This is a genomic window from Devosia sp. FJ2-5-3, from assembly GCF_029201545.1.
Lineage (GTDB): Bacteria > Pseudomonadota > Alphaproteobacteria > Rhizobiales > Devosiaceae > Devosia.
On record NZ_CP104007.1, the window covers coordinates 1,298,532 to 1,314,909 of the forward strand.

Annotated in this window: 17 protein-coding genes; 6 read left to right on the forward strand and 11 right to left on the reverse strand. The window is 62.3% G+C overall.

Annotated elements, in window-relative coordinates; genetic code table 11:
* Nucleotides 1–2: 2 nt before the first annotated feature.
* The 4 genes from N0P34_RS06255 to N0P34_RS06270 all read right to left on the reverse strand — a co-directional run bounded on the left by N0P34_RS06255 (nucleotide 3) and on the right by N0P34_RS06270 (nucleotide 2,522).
* Nucleotides 3–1,232 (reverse strand): aminotransferase class V-fold PLP-dependent enzyme, encoded by a 1,230-nt coding sequence (locus N0P34_RS06255; RefSeq protein ID WP_275606155.1) that lies wholly within the window; start codon nucleotides 1,230–1,232, stop codon nucleotides 3–5.
* Nucleotides 1,233–1,363: 131 nt separating this feature from the next.
* Entirely contained in the window at nucleotides 1,364–1,792 is a 429-nt protein-coding gene (locus N0P34_RS06260) for a CBS domain-containing protein (RefSeq protein ID WP_275606156.1), read from the reverse strand.
* A 135-nt stretch (nucleotides 1,793–1,927) separates the two neighbouring features.
* Complete coding sequence (locus tag N0P34_RS06265) at nucleotides 1,928–2,224, reverse strand: hypothetical protein (RefSeq protein WP_275606157.1); 297 nt, start codon at nucleotides 2,222–2,224, stop codon at nucleotides 1,928–1,930.
* A 115-nt stretch (nucleotides 2,225–2,339) separates the two neighbouring features.
* A complete protein-coding gene (locus tag N0P34_RS06270; RefSeq protein ID WP_275606158.1) occupies nucleotides 2,340–2,522 on the reverse strand; it encodes a hypothetical protein in 183 nt (60 codons plus the stop codon).
* A 157-nt stretch (nucleotides 2,523–2,679) separates the two neighbouring features.
* Between N0P34_RS06270 and N0P34_RS06275 the strand changes: the two genes are divergently transcribed.
* Genes N0P34_RS06275 through N0P34_RS06285 form a run of 3 tightly spaced genes read left to right on the forward strand, consistent with a single transcriptional unit; the run spans nucleotide 2,680 to nucleotide 5,522 of the window.
* Nucleotides 2,680–3,741 carry a LacI family DNA-binding transcriptional regulator gene (locus N0P34_RS06275; RefSeq protein WP_275606159.1) on the forward strand — a complete coding sequence of 354 codons (1,062 nt, stop codon included), beginning with the start codon at nucleotides 2,680–2,682 and terminating at the stop codon, nucleotides 3,739–3,741.
* Nucleotides 3,742–3,801: 60 nt separating this feature from the next.
* Nucleotides 3,802–5,004, forward strand: a complete 1,203-nt coding sequence (locus tag N0P34_RS06280; RefSeq protein WP_275606160.1) for a pyridoxal phosphate-dependent aminotransferase — start codon at nucleotides 3,802–3,804, stop codon at nucleotides 5,002–5,004.
* Nucleotides 5,004–5,522: a 2'-5' RNA ligase family protein gene (locus tag N0P34_RS06285; RefSeq protein WP_275606161.1), complete on the forward strand. Its 519-nt coding sequence runs from the start codon at nucleotides 5,004–5,006 to the stop codon at nucleotides 5,520–5,522. The genes N0P34_RS06280 and N0P34_RS06285 overlap by 1 nt, the downstream gene beginning before the upstream one ends.
* Here N0P34_RS06285 and N0P34_RS06290 read toward each other — a convergent pair.
* From N0P34_RS06290 to greA, 5 genes are all read right to left on the reverse strand, one after another.
* On the reverse strand, nucleotides 5,519–6,622 hold the full coding sequence (locus tag N0P34_RS06290; RefSeq protein WP_275606162.1) for a hypothetical protein: 1,104 nt from the start codon (nucleotides 6,620–6,622) through the stop codon (nucleotides 5,519–5,521). The genes N0P34_RS06285 and N0P34_RS06290 overlap by 4 nt on opposite strands.
* A 1,359-nt stretch (nucleotides 6,623–7,981) precedes the next feature.
* Nucleotides 7,982–8,689 (reverse strand): HAD family hydrolase, encoded by a 708-nt coding sequence (locus N0P34_RS06295; protein WP_275606163.1) that lies wholly within the window; start codon nucleotides 8,687–8,689, stop codon nucleotides 7,982–7,984.
* A 1-nt stretch (nucleotide 8,690) separates the two neighbouring features.
* Complete coding sequence (locus N0P34_RS06300; protein ID WP_275606164.1) at nucleotides 8,691–9,590, reverse strand: LysR family transcriptional regulator; 900 nt, start codon at nucleotides 9,588–9,590, stop codon at nucleotides 8,691–8,693.
* Between the two features lie 112 nt (nucleotides 9,591–9,702).
* The gene (trxB, locus tag N0P34_RS06305; RefSeq protein ID WP_275606165.1) at nucleotides 9,703–10,653 is read right to left on the reverse strand and encodes a thioredoxin-disulfide reductase; all 951 of its coding nucleotides are present in this window, start codon (nucleotides 10,651–10,653) and stop codon (nucleotides 9,703–9,705) included.
* Nucleotides 10,654–10,810: 157 nt separating this feature from the next.
* Nucleotides 10,811–11,284 carry a transcription elongation factor GreA gene (gene greA / locus N0P34_RS06310; protein WP_275606166.1) on the reverse strand — a complete coding sequence of 158 codons (474 nt, stop codon included), beginning with the start codon at nucleotides 11,282–11,284 and terminating at the stop codon, nucleotides 10,811–10,813.
* Between the two features lie 293 nt (nucleotides 11,285–11,577).
* On the opposite strand from greA, the gene N0P34_RS06315 reads away from it, so the two are divergent.
* The gene (locus tag N0P34_RS06315) at nucleotides 11,578–12,726 is read left to right on the forward strand and encodes a PQQ-dependent sugar dehydrogenase (RefSeq protein ID WP_275606167.1); all 1,149 of its coding nucleotides are present in this window, start codon (nucleotides 11,578–11,580) and stop codon (nucleotides 12,724–12,726) included.
* A gap of 56 nt (nucleotides 12,727–12,782) precedes the next feature.
* Here N0P34_RS06315 and N0P34_RS06320 read toward each other — a convergent pair whose 3' ends face one another.
* The gene (locus N0P34_RS06320) at nucleotides 12,783–12,992 is read right to left on the reverse strand and encodes a cold-shock protein (protein ID WP_275606168.1); all 210 of its coding nucleotides are present in this window, start codon (nucleotides 12,990–12,992) and stop codon (nucleotides 12,783–12,785) included.
* A 510-nt stretch (nucleotides 12,993–13,502) separates the two neighbouring features.
* Here N0P34_RS06320 and N0P34_RS06325 point away from each other — a divergent pair.
* Nucleotides 13,503–14,480 carry a methyltransferase gene (locus N0P34_RS06325; RefSeq protein WP_275606169.1) on the forward strand — a complete coding sequence of 326 codons (978 nt, stop codon included), beginning with the start codon at nucleotides 13,503–13,505 and terminating at the stop codon, nucleotides 14,478–14,480.
* Nucleotides 14,481–14,530: 50 nt separating this feature from the next.
* On the forward strand, nucleotides 14,531–15,553 hold the full coding sequence (gene ltaE / locus N0P34_RS06330) for a low-specificity L-threonine aldolase (protein WP_275606170.1): 1,023 nt from the start codon (nucleotides 14,531–14,533) through the stop codon (nucleotides 15,551–15,553).
* Between the two features lie 34 nt (nucleotides 15,554–15,587).
* Here the strand turns inward: ltaE and catB are convergent, their stop codons facing one another.
* Entirely contained in the window at nucleotides 15,588–16,211 is a 624-nt protein-coding gene (gene catB, locus N0P34_RS06335; RefSeq protein ID WP_275606171.1) for a type B chloramphenicol O-acetyltransferase, read from the reverse strand.
* Between the last annotated feature and the right edge of the window lie 167 nt (nucleotides 16,212–16,378).

A 16,378-nucleotide genomic window follows, 5' to 3' on the forward strand; every position in this document is an offset into this window, starting at 1 on the left:
GCCTAGAGCTCGGCGTCGAGGGCGCGGATGAGTTGCTGGATTTCCTCGGGTGTCGTGTAGTGCACGAAGGACAGGCGCAGGACGCCGTGATTGGGGTCGATCCCCAGCGCTTCGAGCAGGCGCCAGGCGTAGAAATGGCCGCCGCCGGCCATCACGCCGTGGGTGGCGAGGCGCTTGGCGAGTTCCAGTCCCGGCAGGCTGTGGCGAAGGGCGATGGTTGGGGCGCGCCGCTCGGGATCATCGGGGCCAATGAGCTGGATATCGTTGCGGCTGCGGAGGAATTCGAGCAGCGGGGCGGCGAGGGCTATTTCCTGCGCGCGCATTGCGGCGTGGGCGCGACGGAAGGGATTTTCGCCCTCAACTGATGTTCCGGCGATATCGGCGACGGCTTCAAGGTAATCGACGATGCCGGCGCTGGCGGCGATCTGGGCGTGGTCCGGGCCTGCCGGGGTCAGGCGATAGCGCGGCTTGATATCGTTGAAGAAATGCCCCTGGTTCGGCAATTGTGCCGCGAGGTCAGGGCGGATGGCCATGACGCCCTGGTGGGGGCCATAGGTCTTATAGGCCGAGAAAAAGTAGATGTCGGCGCCCAGCGCAGCGAGATCGGGCAGGCCATGGGGAGCATAGCTGACACCATCGACGGCGAGGACGGCCCCCAGCGCGCGGGTGCGAATGGCCACTTCGGAGACAGGGTTTATTTCGCCGACGATGTTGGAACACTGGGTCATGGCGACGAGACGGATCTTGTCGTCGAGCAGTGCATCCAGCGTGTCGAGCGACAATTGGCCGGTGCGGGGATCGACGCCCCATTCGCGCACCTCGACGCCGTGCTGGGCGAGACGGCGCCAGGCCCCGGTATTGGCCTCGTGGTCCTGATTGGTGACGACGATGGCATCGCCCGGCTTCAGCCAGCCAGAAAAGGCGTGGCCGAGGACATAGGTGTTGGCGGAACTCGAGGGGCCGAAATGGATCCAGTCGGTCGAGACATTAAGGGCCTCTGCAATGCGCGCATAGGCCAGGTCCATCGCCTGGCCTGCCGCGATCGAGGCCGGGTAGGCGCCATAGGGCTGAAGCTTGTTGGCGCGATAATAGGTGTCGAGGCGATCGAGCACGGGCCTTGCGGTGTAGGAGCCGCCCGCGTTTTCGAAAAAGGCCTGGCCGGAAAGGCCAGGTTCGGAAAAGGCGGGGAACAGAGCGCGAATACGCGCCGGGTCGAGGGGCAGGGTGGTCATGCGCGGTCCGTCTACGGTTTTCCGAACGGTATGGCAGGCGCATGAAAAAGCAAAGCCCGGGACATGCCTGCGGCCGCGAATATGCGCAGGAGAATGTCACCCTGCGAACAAAAGCCGAGACGAGAGGCTGTCTAGCTGGCGATATAGTCGCGCAACGCTTCGGCTTCGTGCTCGACTTCCTCGATCTTGATCTTGACCACATCACCTATGGAGACGATGCCGACAAGGCTCGTGCCGTCGAGAACTGGCATGTGCCTCACGCGGCGACGGGTCATGCGGTCCATAATGTGGTCGATCGGCGTATCGCGGGTGCAGGTGACGAGATCGGCGGTCATGATCTGGCGTACCGAGCGGGCGAGGGCAGCGGCCGGGTCGGTGCCAAGCTGGCGGACGATGTCGCGCTCGGACAGGATGCCGACAACGGTGTCGCCACTGCCGGTGATGACGAGGGCACCAATATTGTGGGCGTTGAGCATGGCGACGGCCTCAGCCAGCGTCGCGGTTTCGGGCAGGGTGAAAACCGTCGTGCCTTTGGCCTGCAGGATGGTCTCGACATACATGGTCATATCCTCCTTGCTGGAAGGAGTGTGCGCCCGCCATGGGAGTGGCGCAAGTCACCAAAAGTCGAGCAAAAAAAGGCCGGCAAAATGCCGGCCAGTCAGTCAGGGAGGTCGGAGAAAAGGCAGGCGAAACCGCTAGTTGCGCCCCTGCCAATGCGTCTGAAGGGAACGCTTCGCCGGCGTTTGAACCGGGATGCGGCCGCGCCAGATGAAGCGGGCGGCTTCGAAAAGCAGGGCCATCAGCAAGAGCGTCACAGGGACCATGAACACGGCGATCTGGGCGTCTGGCTGGCTGGCAATATTGGCCGCCACGGCCGGCGTAACACCGCCCAGGAGGGCGACAGAAGCCGCGCCAAGCCCGACCAGGCTGGAGCCGAGCGCTACGGCGAGGCGGACTTTCTTGCGACGTGGTGTGGCTTTGGAAGGCTGCATGGGACTGAAACTTTTAATCACTTCCGATGCTGGCAATAAACCATCCGAATAGGGTTCGACTAAGGAGGCCGAGCGGCAATTTGGGGGCAGAAGTGTGGCCGTTCGACCTTATGGGTTAGCGAAATGTTACCATTTGGCGCCGGAAAATGCTGTTCAGAGCGGAAAGGGCGAGGGCCATTGAGATGGGATGGCCGGTGCGCGGGGGGCGCTTTTCCTCGCTCTCCTTGCTCTCCTCGGGCCCGGCGTGGTCCCAGGTGTCGTGGTAGATTGTCTTGAAGAGATAGCTGGCGGGTATCATTTTCAACTCCTCATTCGGCTACATGTTGAATCGATTCAAAGCGAGGGTGAATGCCTTTCTTGAATCGGTTCAATATTGCGCCGTGGCAGGTGGGAGTCAAGCAGAAATTGAACCGATCCAAGAATTGACCTAAGCTGGGTGCGAACGGAGTAATGGCATGGCCGAAAAGGAACTGGTGCGGCTGCGGGACGTGGCGCGGGAGGCCGGGGTTTCACAGGGCACGGCATCAAATGTGTTCAACCGTCCGGAGGTTGTCCGCGAAGAAGTGCGCGAGCGCGTTTTGAAGGCTGCCGGCAAGCTGGGATATGGCGGGCCGAGCGTTGCCGGCCGGCTGCTGCGGGCCGGACGGGTCAATGCGGTGGGGGTCGCGGCGATCGAGCCGCTGAGCTATTTCTTCGAGGATCTGTGGGCGCGGCATCTGCTGGCCGAGATTTCCGAAATCTGCGACGCGCAGGGCGCGGGCGTGGCACTGGTGTCGGCGCAAAGTGACGAGCGGCTGGACTGGAACATCGGTTCCGCCGTGGTGGATGGGTTCATCCTGCTTTGCGTCGAGGGCGGAGAGCGTCTGGTCGAGATCACGAGGGCGCGCAGGCTTCCCTTTGTAGCGCTGGCCATCGGGGCGGCAGATCAGACCATCCCTGCCATCGGGGTCGACAATGTCGGCGGTGCGCGCCTGGCGGCGGAGCATCTCATCGGCCTTGGCCATCGGCGGCTCGCCATCCTCTCCACCCAGCTCGATGACGATCTCGTCGGTCCGGCAAGCGAGGCGCAGATGCGGGCGGCGAAATACTCGACCTCCAGGGACCGGGCCTTCGGCTATTGGCAGGCCATGGAGGCTGCGGGGATCGACATCGCCAGCGTGCCGATCATGGTGACGCAGGAAGACGCCGGGAGCACGCAGGAGAGCATGGCGGCGCTGTTCGGCAGCGGGGAGCGGCCGAGCGCTATTCTTGCCATGTCGGACAAGATTGCCATGTGGGCGGTGGACTGGCTGATCCGCAACGGGCTGAGCGTGCCGGGCGACGTGTCTGTCGTCGGCTTTGACGGCGTGCCCGAATCTGCGGTGGCAACGCCCAAACTGACCACGGTTCAGCAGCCCATGAAGGACATTGCGCGGTTGGCGGTTGAGGCCGCTCTCGGAGGCGAGCAGGTGGAGGGCCGGCGTATATTGCCCGCCGCACTCGTGGTGCGCGAGACGACGGCGCCACCCCGCCAATAGGCCTTCCCGCGGGCGGCGCCATGCAATACACAAATGCCGTCCAATTCTCCGGAGGCTTTGATGGGTTTTCTTTCTGATGCACTCGCGCGCGTGGCGCCGTCGGCGACAGTGGGGATCACCCAGAAAGCGCGCATGATGGCGCAGGAGGGCAAGGACATCATTGCGCTCTCGGCCGGGGAACCCGATTTCGACACGCCACTGCATGTGCGCGACGCCGCCAAGGCGGCAATGGACGAGGGCAAGACGCGCTACACCAATGTCGACGGCATCCCCGAACTCAAGGAAGCGGTCGCCCGCAAGTTCAAGCGCGACAATGGCCTCGACGTGACTGCTGCGGACTGCTTCATCTCCTCGGGCGGCAAGCAGATCATCTTCAACGCGCTGATGGCGACGCTCAATCCGGGCGACGAGGTCGTGGTGCCGGTTCCCTATTGGGTCAGCTATCCCGAGATCGTACGTCTCTGCGGGGCCGAACCGGTGTTCGCCGTGGCGGATGCGGCGAGCGGGTTCAAGCTGACGCCGGTTGCGCTGGAAAGGGCGATCTCGCCCAAGACCAAGTGGCTGATCCTCAATACGCCGTCCAACCCGACGGGCGCGGCCTATACGGCTGACGAGCTCCGCGGGCTGGCCGATGTGCTGCTGCGCCATCCTCATGTGCACATCCTCACCGACGATATCTACGAGGTCCTGGTCTACGACGGCGGCACCTTTGCCACCATCGCCCAGGTCGAGCCGGCGCTGCAGGCGCGCACGCTGACCATGAACGGAGTGTCGAAGTCCCATGCCATGACCGGCTGGCGCATCGGCTATTGCACCGGACCGCGGCCCTTGCTGGCGGCGATGACGAAGCTTCAGAGCCAGTCGACGACCAATCCCTCCTCGATCTCGCAATGGGCGGCCGTTGCGGCACTGGATGGCCCACAGGAATTCCTCGCCGAGTGGCGCGACGTGTTCCAGGGGCGGCGCGATCTGGTGGTTGCGGGCCTGAATGCGGCCAATGGTGTTGAATGCCTGACGCCGCAGGGGGCGTTTTATGTGTTCCCCTCGTGCAAGGGGCTTCTGGGCAAGACCAGTGCGGGCGGCAAGCTGATCGCCAATGACGAGGATTTCGTCATGGCGCTGCTGGAAGAAGCAGGGGTGGCGCTGGTGCATGGCACTGCGTTCGGCCTGCCGGGGCATTTCCGGCTGAGCTATGCGGCGGCGAATGCAGAGCTTGAAGAAGCGGTGCGGCGCATCCAGGCGTTCTGTGGCGGGGTGAAATAATGGCGATCGCCGTATCGCTTCTCTTCGACCCCGAGGTCGACGGCGCGGTACGGCGTGTCTGGCAGGCGCTGGCAGACAGTGGCATCTGCAGCGCCATGGACAATCTTGGCTATGCCCCGCATGTGTCGCTGATCGTCTCGGACGATGATGATCTGGCCACTTCGCTCAGCGGCGCCATTGATGCAATGGCAGGCGAGCGAGGACTTGACCTGTCGCTTGGGCCTGCCCGGCAATTTCCCGATACGAGCATCGTCTGGCTTGCCTGCGACGGCGGGGCAGCGCTTTTCGACCTCCAGCAGCGGATCGCCGACGTCGTGCCGGTGGATCGTATCCGTCCCCATTATCGTCCTGGCCAGTGGACGCCCCATGTCACGGTCGAAATGGCGGGCGATGCCGCAGAGGGCCTGCGGCTCGCAAACCAGCTTTGGCCGGAGGTTCGGAAAGCACGTTCCGTGCGATTGGAGCTGGCCCAGTTCATGCCGGTCCGACCGCTCTCAGGCGTGGATCTTGCCGATTAACTTCCCAGAAGGCCGGCGAGGCCGCTGGATTTGGCTGTGGGGCCGCTGGCGCCGAGTTCGGTGAACATCTGCATGAGCTTGCTGGAGGTGTTGTAGTTGGCGATTGCGGCTTCGTAGAGCTTGTCGGACCAGCCGGCGGCCTGGCGCTCCTCGGGGCTGAGCGAGGAGAAGGCGGCGATGACGTTCTGGCTGAAGGCGCTGGGGTCGCCCGACTGGCCGGCGGATTTGAGGCCGGCCATCAGCGCCGCGCTGGACTTGGTCCGCAAGGTCGATTGAGCGGCCTTGATCTCGTCGGTGCTGAACTGGCCGCCCTCGTTGAGGACGATGGCCGAGAGCGAACGGCTCGACAGATCCGAGAGGTCGATGAGCGCGCCGCGCGATGAATAGGGATTGAATGTGGGTGTCTTGCCCGCCGCCTGTGCGTCGGCATAGCGCTTGTCGAGCACGGCGCGGGCATTGGCGGCAAGGGTGACCATGCTCTGCTGGCCGGTGGCGTCCTTGGCCTCGACAAGGGCGATATAGAGGGCGACGGGATCATCTTCGCCGGCATCGGGGAACCGCTTTGGATCGGCCTGCAATTGCTTGAGGCCTTCGGTGAGGGCGTCCCGGCCGGCCTTCCAGTCGGCGCTGGCTTTTTCCTCGGGGCCGAGAGTGTCGAAATAGCTGGCGGCGGCCTTATAGAGGCCGGTGAAGTCGCCGGTCACATCGGCGATGGCGAGGGGGCCGGCCAAGGCGGCTTCCAGGCGGCGCTGCATTTCAAGGGTTGCGGCCTCGCTCTCATCCGCCTTCGAATTCTTGTCGCTGGCCAGGGCATAGAGCTCGCGTGCATCAAGGCTCGAGAGATCAAGCGCCAGTTCGTCGCCCTCGAGGGGTGAGGTGCGGCCCACTTCCTCGAGCAATTTGGCGAGCTTGGCCCGAGCATCGCTGACCACTGTCAGGAGATCGCGCTCGGCGAGGGCGGCGCGGGCCGCATCGGATAGAGTGACGGAAGTTGCTGCGGTGGTCGCCGCGCCTGTGGCCGCCGTGCCGGCCTTGCTGGCCGCGGACGAATAGGACGTGCTCGTATAGCTGGAATAATAGGTGGAGGTGACGGCGACCATGGCAAAGCTCCTTGCTGAAAATGGTTAAGCAAGTGTTGTGCCGAAAAATTATCTTTTGATTTCAATGGCGAGGGAGGTCGGGGACGGAGGCGTCGGCAAAGTTTGCCGGGCTGATTCTGCCGAAACCCTGAAATAAAGAAGCCCCGCCCGAGGGGATGGGCGGGGCTAGAGGTCTTTAGCAAGAGCTTCCGACCTTGGAGGAAGCGGGTCACCACGATCCCGCTTTCGCGCGAAATATGCGACGTTCTGAAGCGGCGCACAAACGCGCAATGGGAAGTGCTGCCATGCAGATTCGCGCCGCTCGCTGTTTCGTTGCGCAGGCGAAATGCTCGATTTGTTTTTCCGGACCGCGGGTGGTGCAGGCAAAAAAAGAGGCTCCAACCGAAGTTGGAGCCTTATGATAGGGCCGAAGCCAAATCGAGAGTTTTGGCCCCGCGCAAGGGAGGAGGATATGCGCAGAACCGGTGGGCCCCAGCCGAGGGAGGAGGATACGGCTGAAACCCGGTGCCGAGCGTCGCGGGTCCTAGGGAGGAGGAGAAGGAGCGGCGTCGCGTCGACAAGGAGCAATATAGATTTTGACCGTCTGGTCAGCAATGCAGAAGTGAGCATGTCAGCTATGCATTAGGCACAGCGTCAATCTGTCCATTTCTTAGGCAGATTGTCGCACCCCTCTCCTGGCGGTGAAAAAGCGGCGCGAGGGAGGTGGGGGCGGGGAGAGAAAAAAAGGGCTCCAACCGAAGTTGGAGCCCGATGATCGGCAGGCCAGATCAAAGATGATCGGCAGATCCAGATCGAAAGTGGGGCAGAAGGGCAAGGGAGGAGGAGTATGCCATTCTGCCAAGAGCCTTGGATCAGGGAGGAGGAGAGATCCGCAACTCAGTGTCGCGATACAGAGTTCCGAGGGAGGAGGTTCGGAAGAACGTCTCAGCGACACGCCCTATATGTACTCTACCAGTTCAGTAGGCAATAGGCGCCGTCACATGTCAGCTATGCAAATTCGCATGGCACAAGACAAAAAAATGGCTCCGCCCGAGGGGAGAGCGGAGCCACCAGGGTCGCGAGCCAAAAGCCCGCTAGGAGGGAACGCAGCGCGTTGCAAGGGAGGAGGGAGAAAACAAGCGCGCTGTGATGTGCTGCATATATGGGCGGGATGCCTATTCGCCAACCAGTCCACTGACATGTCAGATATGCGCCTCTCGCATGGCGGACGAAATAGGCAAGCAAAATCAAGGATTAGATGGCCTAGAACTGCGAAGTTTGCCGCGCATATTTCTTGTGCGCGCCCGATCTCAACATTGCCAAAGTCTTAATCAGCGATTGCCCGAGCTAGGTCGCTCACGAGAGGCGGGACGAAGCAGATCAGGGCGCGTGGGTGAAAGCGGCCAGGGTCGCTTCGAGAAGCCCCAGATGCTCGATCCGGGCATAGCGCGGGGATGCCGGCGGTTCCTCGGCGTGCTCATAGGACCAAGTGAGGTCGTGTGGCACATAGACGCCGAAGGCACCGGCTTCGAGGGCCGGAAGGATATCGGAGCGCAGGGAATTGCCGACCATGACGGTGTGCTCAGCACCTTCGGTATGGCGGGCGAAGAGGCGCTCATAGGTGGCTGCGGTCTTGTCTGCGACGATTTCGATGGCGGCAAAATAGTCGGCAAGCCCGGAGGCGGCGAGCTTGCGCTCCTGGTCGAAGATATCGCCCTTGGTGATCAGGATCAGCCGATAGTCGCGTTCGAGGCCGGCCAGCGCCTGATCGACATAGGGCAGGGTTTCGATCGGGTAGGTCAGCAATTCGCGGCCGGCGGCGAGGATTTCGGCAATGACCGTGCCGGGGACGCGATGTTCGGTGACCTCAAGGGCCGTTTCGACCATGGAGAGGGCAAAGCCCTTCATGCCGAAACCGTAAAAGCGCAGATTGCGCTTGGTGGATTCGATGAGGCGCTCAACCAGGTCCGGCGCGTCGGTATAGGGCGCCAGAAGGGCGGCGAAGCGCTGTTCTGTCAGGCGGAAATAGCGCTCGTTTTGCCACAACGTATCATCGGCATCGAAGGCGATGGTGGTTATGCGGGGCAAATCAGAACGACCATTCCCGTGCCTTGGAAACGAGGAAGTCGCGGAAGACGCCGACGCGCTTGGAATTCTTCAAGGCCGGTGGATAGACGAAATAGGCCTCGTAGGCGGGCAGCTCGATCTCGGGCAGGACCTGGACGAGACCGTCTTCCTTTTCGGTCACATAGGCAGGCAGCATGGCGACACCGATGCCGGCGCGGCAGGCCTGCATCATGCCATAGATGGCGTTGACCTTGAGCACGGCGCGGCGCGGGCTGGAATCGGGACGGCCGAGGCGCTCGAGATAGTTGATGTCGCCGAGATAGGACGGGACCGGCTCGCCGAAGCTGATGATGCGGTGCTCGTCCAGGTCGTCAACGGCCTTGGGCATGCCGTGATCTTCGATATAGGAGGAGCTGGCATAGAAATGGTTGTGCACGGTGAACAGCTTGCGCTGGATCATCTCGGACTGGTTGGGCCGGTGCAGCCGAATGGCCACGTCGGCCTCGCGCATGGCGAGGTCGAGTTCGGCGTCATTGAGGCGGATTTCGAGCTGGATCAGCGGATAGAGCTGCAAGAACTCATCGAGTCGCGACGATAGCCAGGTCGAGCCGATGCCGACCGTGGTGGTGACGATGAGCGGGCCAGTGGGTTCGTCCTGGCTCTCGGACATCTGCGTCTCGACCTGCTGCAATTCCCAGTGCATGCGATGGGCGGTGCGGAACAATTGTTCGCCCACCTCGGTGAGCACCAGGCCGCGTGCATGGCGGATGAAAAGCTTGAGGCCCAGATCGTCCTCGAGCGCCGAGATCTGCCGGCTGACGGCAGACTGGCTCATGCCCAGCTTTTCGGCAGCGTGGGTGAAAGAGCCCGACTCAGCGGCGGTGTGGAAAATCCGGAGCTTGTCCCAGTCGAGCATTTTCATTGACGCTTTCTTTGTGCTGATCAGCCGGGTGAAGGAACTCGCCCCGCCTTAGACGACAGACGGGAAGTCATTGTGACGGTTTGAAGTTTTACCCCGGACATGCTGTCGCAGCCTATTCCGCAGCTTCGGCAAGTTCATGTTCGGCAAGGAAGCGCTCGGCGTCGAGCGCAGCCATGCAGCCCATGCCTGCGGCAGTGACGGCCTGTCGATAGACGTCGTCAGTGACGTCGCCGGCCGCAAAGACGCCGGGGATATTGGTTTCGGTGGTGCCGGGCTTCACCTGCAGATACCCGCCCGGCTTCATGTCGAGCTTGCCGGCAAAGATCGACGTTGCCGGTGCGTGGCCGATGGCCACGAAGATGCCGTCGATCGGCTGGTCATAATTCTCGCCGGTGACCCGGTTGTGCAGGCGGACCGTATTGACCGAGGGCGGCATCGGCGCGCCGCCGACTTCGACAACTTCGGTGTTCCAGCGCACTTCGATTTTCGGGTTCTTGAACAGGCGATCCTGCAGGATGCGCTCGGCGCGGAATTCGTCGCGGCGATGCACGACGATGACCTTTTCGGCGAAATTGGTGAGGAAGAGCGCTTCCTCGACGGCCGTGTTGCCGCCGCCGACCACGAGGACCTGCTTGCCGCGATAGAAAAAGCCATCGCAGGTCGCACAGGCGGAAACGCCAAAGCCCTGGAATTTCTGCTCGGAGGGTAGGCCCAGCCATTTGGCCTGGGCGCCCGTGGCGATGATGATGCTGTCTGCCGTGTAACTTGTGCCGCTATCGGAGGTGAGCACGAAGGGACGACGATCGAAATCGACATGGGTGATGATGTCGTTGACGATCTTTGTGCCGACATGCTCGGCCTGCGCCTTCATCTGCTCCATCAGCCAGGGGCCCTGGATGACGTCGGCAAAGCCGGGATAGTTCTCGACATCGGTGGTGATGGTGAGCTGGCCGCCGGGCTGGAGGCCCTGGATCATCACGGGTTCGAGCATGGCGCGCGCCGCATAGATGGCCGCCGTATATCCAGCAGGACCGGAACCGATGATGATGACTTTCGCGTGCATCGCGACAGGTCTCCGTAAGACAAAGGAATTATCCCTCGCCCCTAGTTAAGGGGCGAAGCAGGGAGGTTTCAAGGCGCTGTGTGAACCGGGTGGCAGACAATGACCCGTTTATGCGCGAAAGACACAGAAGAAAGGGGCCGAAGCCCCAATCCGGGTGTCAGATATAGCGCACCTTGAGGATTTCGTAGCTGCGCGAGCCGCCGGGGGCAGCCACTTCAAACGAATCGCCCACGGACTTGCCTATCATGGCGCGCGCAAGCGGGGAGGAGATCGAGATACGGCCGGCCGACGCGTCGGCCTCGGGATCGCCCACGATCTGGTAGGTCTTTTCTTCCTCGGTGTCCTCGTCGATATAGGTGACGGTAGCGCCGAACTTGACCGTGGTGCCGCTCAGCTTGCTGACATCGATGATATCAGCCAGGGCAAGGATGGTCTCGAGCTCCTTGATGCGGCCTTCATTGAGGCTCTGCTGCTCCTTGGCGGCGTGATATTCAGCATTCTCCGAAAGATCGCCATGCGCGCGGGCTTCTGCGATCGCTTCGATAATGCGGCGCCGTTCGGTTGCAGTGCGGTGTTCGAACTCAACGCCCAGGGCCTTGTGGCCCTGAACCGTCATCGGGATCTTGTCCATATCGTCTCGCCTCCAGTGGGCTCGGCAAAGAAATCCGGCGCGCCACGGCATCTCTGAAGAGAAACACCATGACGCGCCACGAATGAGTGTGGGCTGGCGCGCACCTGTCGGGCGCATCCAGCATGTTGTCCCCTCGCCAAACTGCGTTCGGCCTCCGCTTCACGACAAGTTTTTAGGAAGACATGCGCAACTTGCCCGCACGGCGCGTTCCGGTCAAGCGGATGTGCGCAACAGGAGATAGGCTGATCCTGTCGCCGTTCAAGATGTCGGATCAAATAGTGGAAGGGACGTTCATGACAATCTCTGGCTTTGGAACGCCTGTGGCAATTTTACTGGCTGTTGTCGTCAGCCACGGGTCGGCCGTGGCCCAGACCATCGACAGCAGTGCCGGCCCGCTGACGGCCAATGTTGTGGCAGAGGGCCTCGATCATCCCTGGGCACTGGGGTTTCTCGATGATGGCAGGTTCCTCGTGACCGAACGCAGCGGGCAATTGCGCATCGTCGATGATGGCGTGGTCGGTCCGCCGATCGAGGGCGTGCCCGAGGTGGTTGCGGTCGGGCAGGGCGGTTTGCTGGACCTGGCGCTGGCACCCGATTTTGCAACGAGCGGACGGATTTTTCTCACCTTCGCCGAACCGGCGGCGAGCGCGGGCCTGCAGCGCGGCACCGGGACGGCAGTTATGGCGGCGCGACTTGTGCTGGAGGGCGATGGTGGCCGGCTGGAGGACCAGGCCGTCATCTTCCGCATGAACAATTTCAACAATTCCAATCGCCACTTCGGGTCGCGCATCGCCATCGGCACTGATGGCAATCTGTTCGTGACACTTGGGGAGCGAGGCGACATGGAAAGGGCGCAGGACCCGCAGGACCTCGCCGGTGGCGTGGTGCGGATTGCCCCGGACGGAAGCATTCCGCAGGACAATCCCAAGATCGAGGGTTGGCATCCGGCGTTCTGGAGCATCGGCCATCGCAACCCGCAGGGTGCCACAGTGCGGGAAGAGGATGGTGCGCTCTTTACTGTCGAGCATGGTGCGCGCGGTGGCGACGAGGTGAACAAGCCTGAAGCGGGCAAGAATTATGGCTGGCCAGTTATTACCTATGGCCGCGACTATTCGGGACTGGCGATCGGCGAGGGCACGACAAAAGAGGGGCTGGAGCAGCCGCTGCACTATTGGGATCCATCCATTTCGCCGTCGGGACTGGACTTCTATGATGGCGATCTCATTGCCGGATGGCAGGGCGATCTGCTCGCCGGCGGGCTCAGCGGCAATGTGCTGGTGCGCATCGACATGGAGGGGGATGCCGTGCAGCAAGTGGAGCCGCTGTTCGAAGGGCAGTTGGGGCGCATCCGCGACGTGCGAACAGGCGCTGACGGGGCAATCTACCTCCTCACGGATGAGGCCAATGGACGCCTGATCCGGGTCGCGCCCGAGGGTCTTTAGAAAAGAAAAAGGGCGCGCCCCTCCAAGAGGACGCGCCCTTTTACTTGCAATGGTGCTTAGCTGGCCTGGAGGTTGTCGGCGGCGGACTTGCCAGTCCGCTTGTCCTTGACGATCTCGTAGGTAACTTTCTGGCCTTCATCCAGGCCGTTCAGGCCCGAACGCTGGACAGCGGAGATATGGACGAAAACGTCCGCACCACCCTCATCCGGCTGGATGAAACCATAACCTTTTTGGCCATTGAACCACTTAACGGTGCCCGTTGCCATATGCGCGTTCCCTCGTGCAGTCGATGCTGTAGGCGACCCAGACCGTGCCCGGTCGTGATCTTAGTTGATATCGAAATATCGGTAGATGACTTCAGCAATGGCGAATGGCAATTCGTCTTCAGATCAGTCGGCCGCAATATTCGATAATTTGAACCTAGCGTGAATTTGATCGCACTTCAATATGGCGAATGCTCACGACAAAAGGCCCGGAGAAGGACATGCCTTTTCCAGGTTAAACCATTTCCAGCCGTCAAAAAACTCCGATCCGGGAGGGGTCGAAGCAACTGCCCGCAAAGGGGCACAGAGTCTGGATTGTGGGGGTGCGGTCCGAAACTGTGGCGCCGCTCCAGAGTCTGGTGAGGGCTATTCTATACCACTTGTATAGAGAAGAAAGGCCTTCCTGTATTTTCCATGATGTGGATGCGCAATTTTCTTGAAAACGGCGATGAAATCCTGCAAATCCCGCGCGCTGCGCCAGCCCGGCCGGTGATTTCATGAAAGTTCCCTCTCTTGAGCAAGTCGTTTCACTCTTCGGGTGATGTGATTGCCGACCGGCGTGCCGACTATGCCCGTGCGCTGGCGGAAGGCGGCGAGCATGATGCAGCCGCCGAGTTGATGATGCAGGCGCTCGAAATCGCGCCGGACTGGGCAGGCGGCTGGGACCTGGCGGGCGCCTATCACGAGAAGGCGGGCAATGTGTCGGGAGCGATTTCGGCCTGGCGGCGGCTGGAAGCGCTCGACGACGACGGCATTTTCGGCGCGACGCTGAAACTGGCGGCCCATGATGCGGGGCCCGCCGGTCAGGGGACCGCGGTCGGCTATGTCGAAGCGCTGTTCGATCAATATGCGCCCCAATTCGAGCAGTCGCTGGTCGGCAAGCTCGGCTATCGGGTGCCCGACCTGCTCGACGAAATGGTCAGCCAGGAGATGGCGACGCTGGGCATCGCCCGATTTGCCAAGGCCATCGATCTCGGTTGCGGCACCGGGTTGATGGGCGAGCGGGTGCGCGCCAAGGTGGATCATCTCGAAGGGGTCGATATTTCGGCAGCGATGATTGCCGAAACGGCGCGCAAGGGGATCTATGACAGCCTGCAGAAGGCCGAGCTCGTGGCCGCGCTCAACACAAGGCGCGCCGACGCAGATCTCGTGACGGCCGCGGATGTGTTCATCTATTGCGGCGCGTTGCAGCCGGTGCTCGCCGCGCTGATGCCAGCGCTTCGGCCCGGAGGGCTCGTTGCCTTTTCGCTCGAGGCGCATGATGGCGAGGAGCCGGTGTTCCTGCGCCCCAGCCTGCGCTACGCCCATGGGGTGCAGGCGACGCGGGACGCGCTCGTGGTGGCGGGCCTCGAGGTGTTGCGCTTCGAGACCGCGGTGCTGCGTCTCGATCGCGGGGCGCCGATCAACGGAATTTTGGTGGTGGCGCGCAAACCGGGCATGGAGCTGACCGCTGCCAATGACGGCAGCGAAGATGGGGACGTTGCGGCCTAGCGGAAATTGAGCCTGCTTGGCACATAGAAGGGGTTCGCCAGGAGAGCCCCATGAATTCGATTCGCCACGATTTCCGTTCCGACACTGTCACCAAGCCGACCGAGGCCATGCGTGCGGCCATGGCGGCAGCGGAAGTGGGCGACGACGTCTATGGCGACGACCCGAGCGTCAATCTGCTCGAACAGCGCATGGCCGGAATGCTGGGCAAGGAAGCGGCGATTTTCGTGCCTTCAGGGACCCAATCGAACCTCCTGGCACTGATGAGCCATTGCGGGCGCGGCGACGAATTCATCGCCGGCCAGAATGCGCATTGCTACAAATACGAGGCAGGCGGCGCGGCTGTGCTGGGGTCGATCCAGCCCCAACCGATCGCACATCGCCCGGACGGCACCATGGACCCCAAGGAGGTCGAGGACGCGATCAAGGCGCCGGGCGACAGCCATTTCGCCGTGACGCGGGTGATCGCGCTCGAGAACACCTTTGGAGGCCGCGTCCTGCCTTTCGCCTATATGGAAGAGATCGCGGGCATCGCACAAAAACACGGGCTGGGGCTGCATCTCGACGGCGCGCGGGCCTTCAATGCCTGCGTGGCGCTGGGGATGGACATTGGCGCCTTCACCGCGCCGTTCGACAGCGTCTCGATCTGCCTGTCCAAGGGGCTGGGAGCGCCAGTGGGTTCGGTGCTGGTGGGGCGCGGCGATCTCATCGAGACGGCGCGACGGCATCGCAAGATGCTGGGCGGCGGGATGCGCCAGGCAGGGATTCTGGCGGCGGCGGGGCTGCATGCGCTCGATCACCACGTCGAACGGCTGGCCGAGGATCATCGCCGCGCCAAGGCATTGGCCGAGGGGCTGGGCAAGCACAAGGCGCTGCGAGTAACGCAGCCGGATACCAATATTTTGTGGGTGGACAGCGAGGCGGCGTTGGAAGAGCGGCTGACGGCCTTTCTCACCGAGAATGGGGTGGGCGTCAGCGGGCGCTATGGCCAGCAGCGCTGGGTGACGCACCTCGATGTGACGGATGAAGACATAAAGGGCGCGCTGGATCTGGTGGGCCGGTTCTTCGCCGCCTGAGGCGCTGCCCGGGAAGCCCGGGCAGCGCTGAGCCCTATTGGCGCTGCCAGAAGGCGTAGAGGCTCGCAATGTCGGCCGATGTCAGCAATGGCATGGCATCGGTGAGATCTTCGGCCGGCCAGTCCCACCACTTCATCTCAAGGAGGAGCGCGATGTCCTCATCGGCGAAGCGCTTGCGGATGGGTCTTGCCGGATTGCCGCCGACAATGGTGTAGGGCTCGACATCCCTTGTCACCAAAGCCCTTGTGCCGATGACGGCGCCATCGCCGACTTTTACGCCCGGCATGATGATGGCCTCCGAACCGATCCAGACGTCATTGCCGATGATCGTATCGCCAGCGGGCTGGAAGGCATTGTTGGCCGTGGCGAATTCAGGCGCATCCGGCACGAAGGCGAAGGGGAAGGTTGAGACCCAGTCGTTTCGGTGGCCCTGATTGCCGGCCATGATGAAGGCGGCGCCAGAGCCGATGGAGCAGAAGGCGCCGATGATCAGCCGATCGACGCCCGGGGTGGTCATCAGGTAGCGGGCGCAATCGTCGAAGCCGTGGCCGTGATAATAGCCGGAATAATAGCTGTAACGGCCGACGATGATATTGGGATTGGTGACCTGACGATCGAGCGGAATGCCCAGGAACGGGCTTTCGAAGTAATTGGACATGATTGATCCATGAAGATTTGGCCGCAGGGGCGGCACGAATTGCGGAATATTTTGGGAGGACCGGTGGGCGCGCAGCAGTGTGCGCCGGCGCGTTTGGCCGGTTTGAAAGGCGTTCCCTCGGCGCGTGTCAGGCGCGCAGGAACGCTATGGCGCTGGTTCGGTCTGCG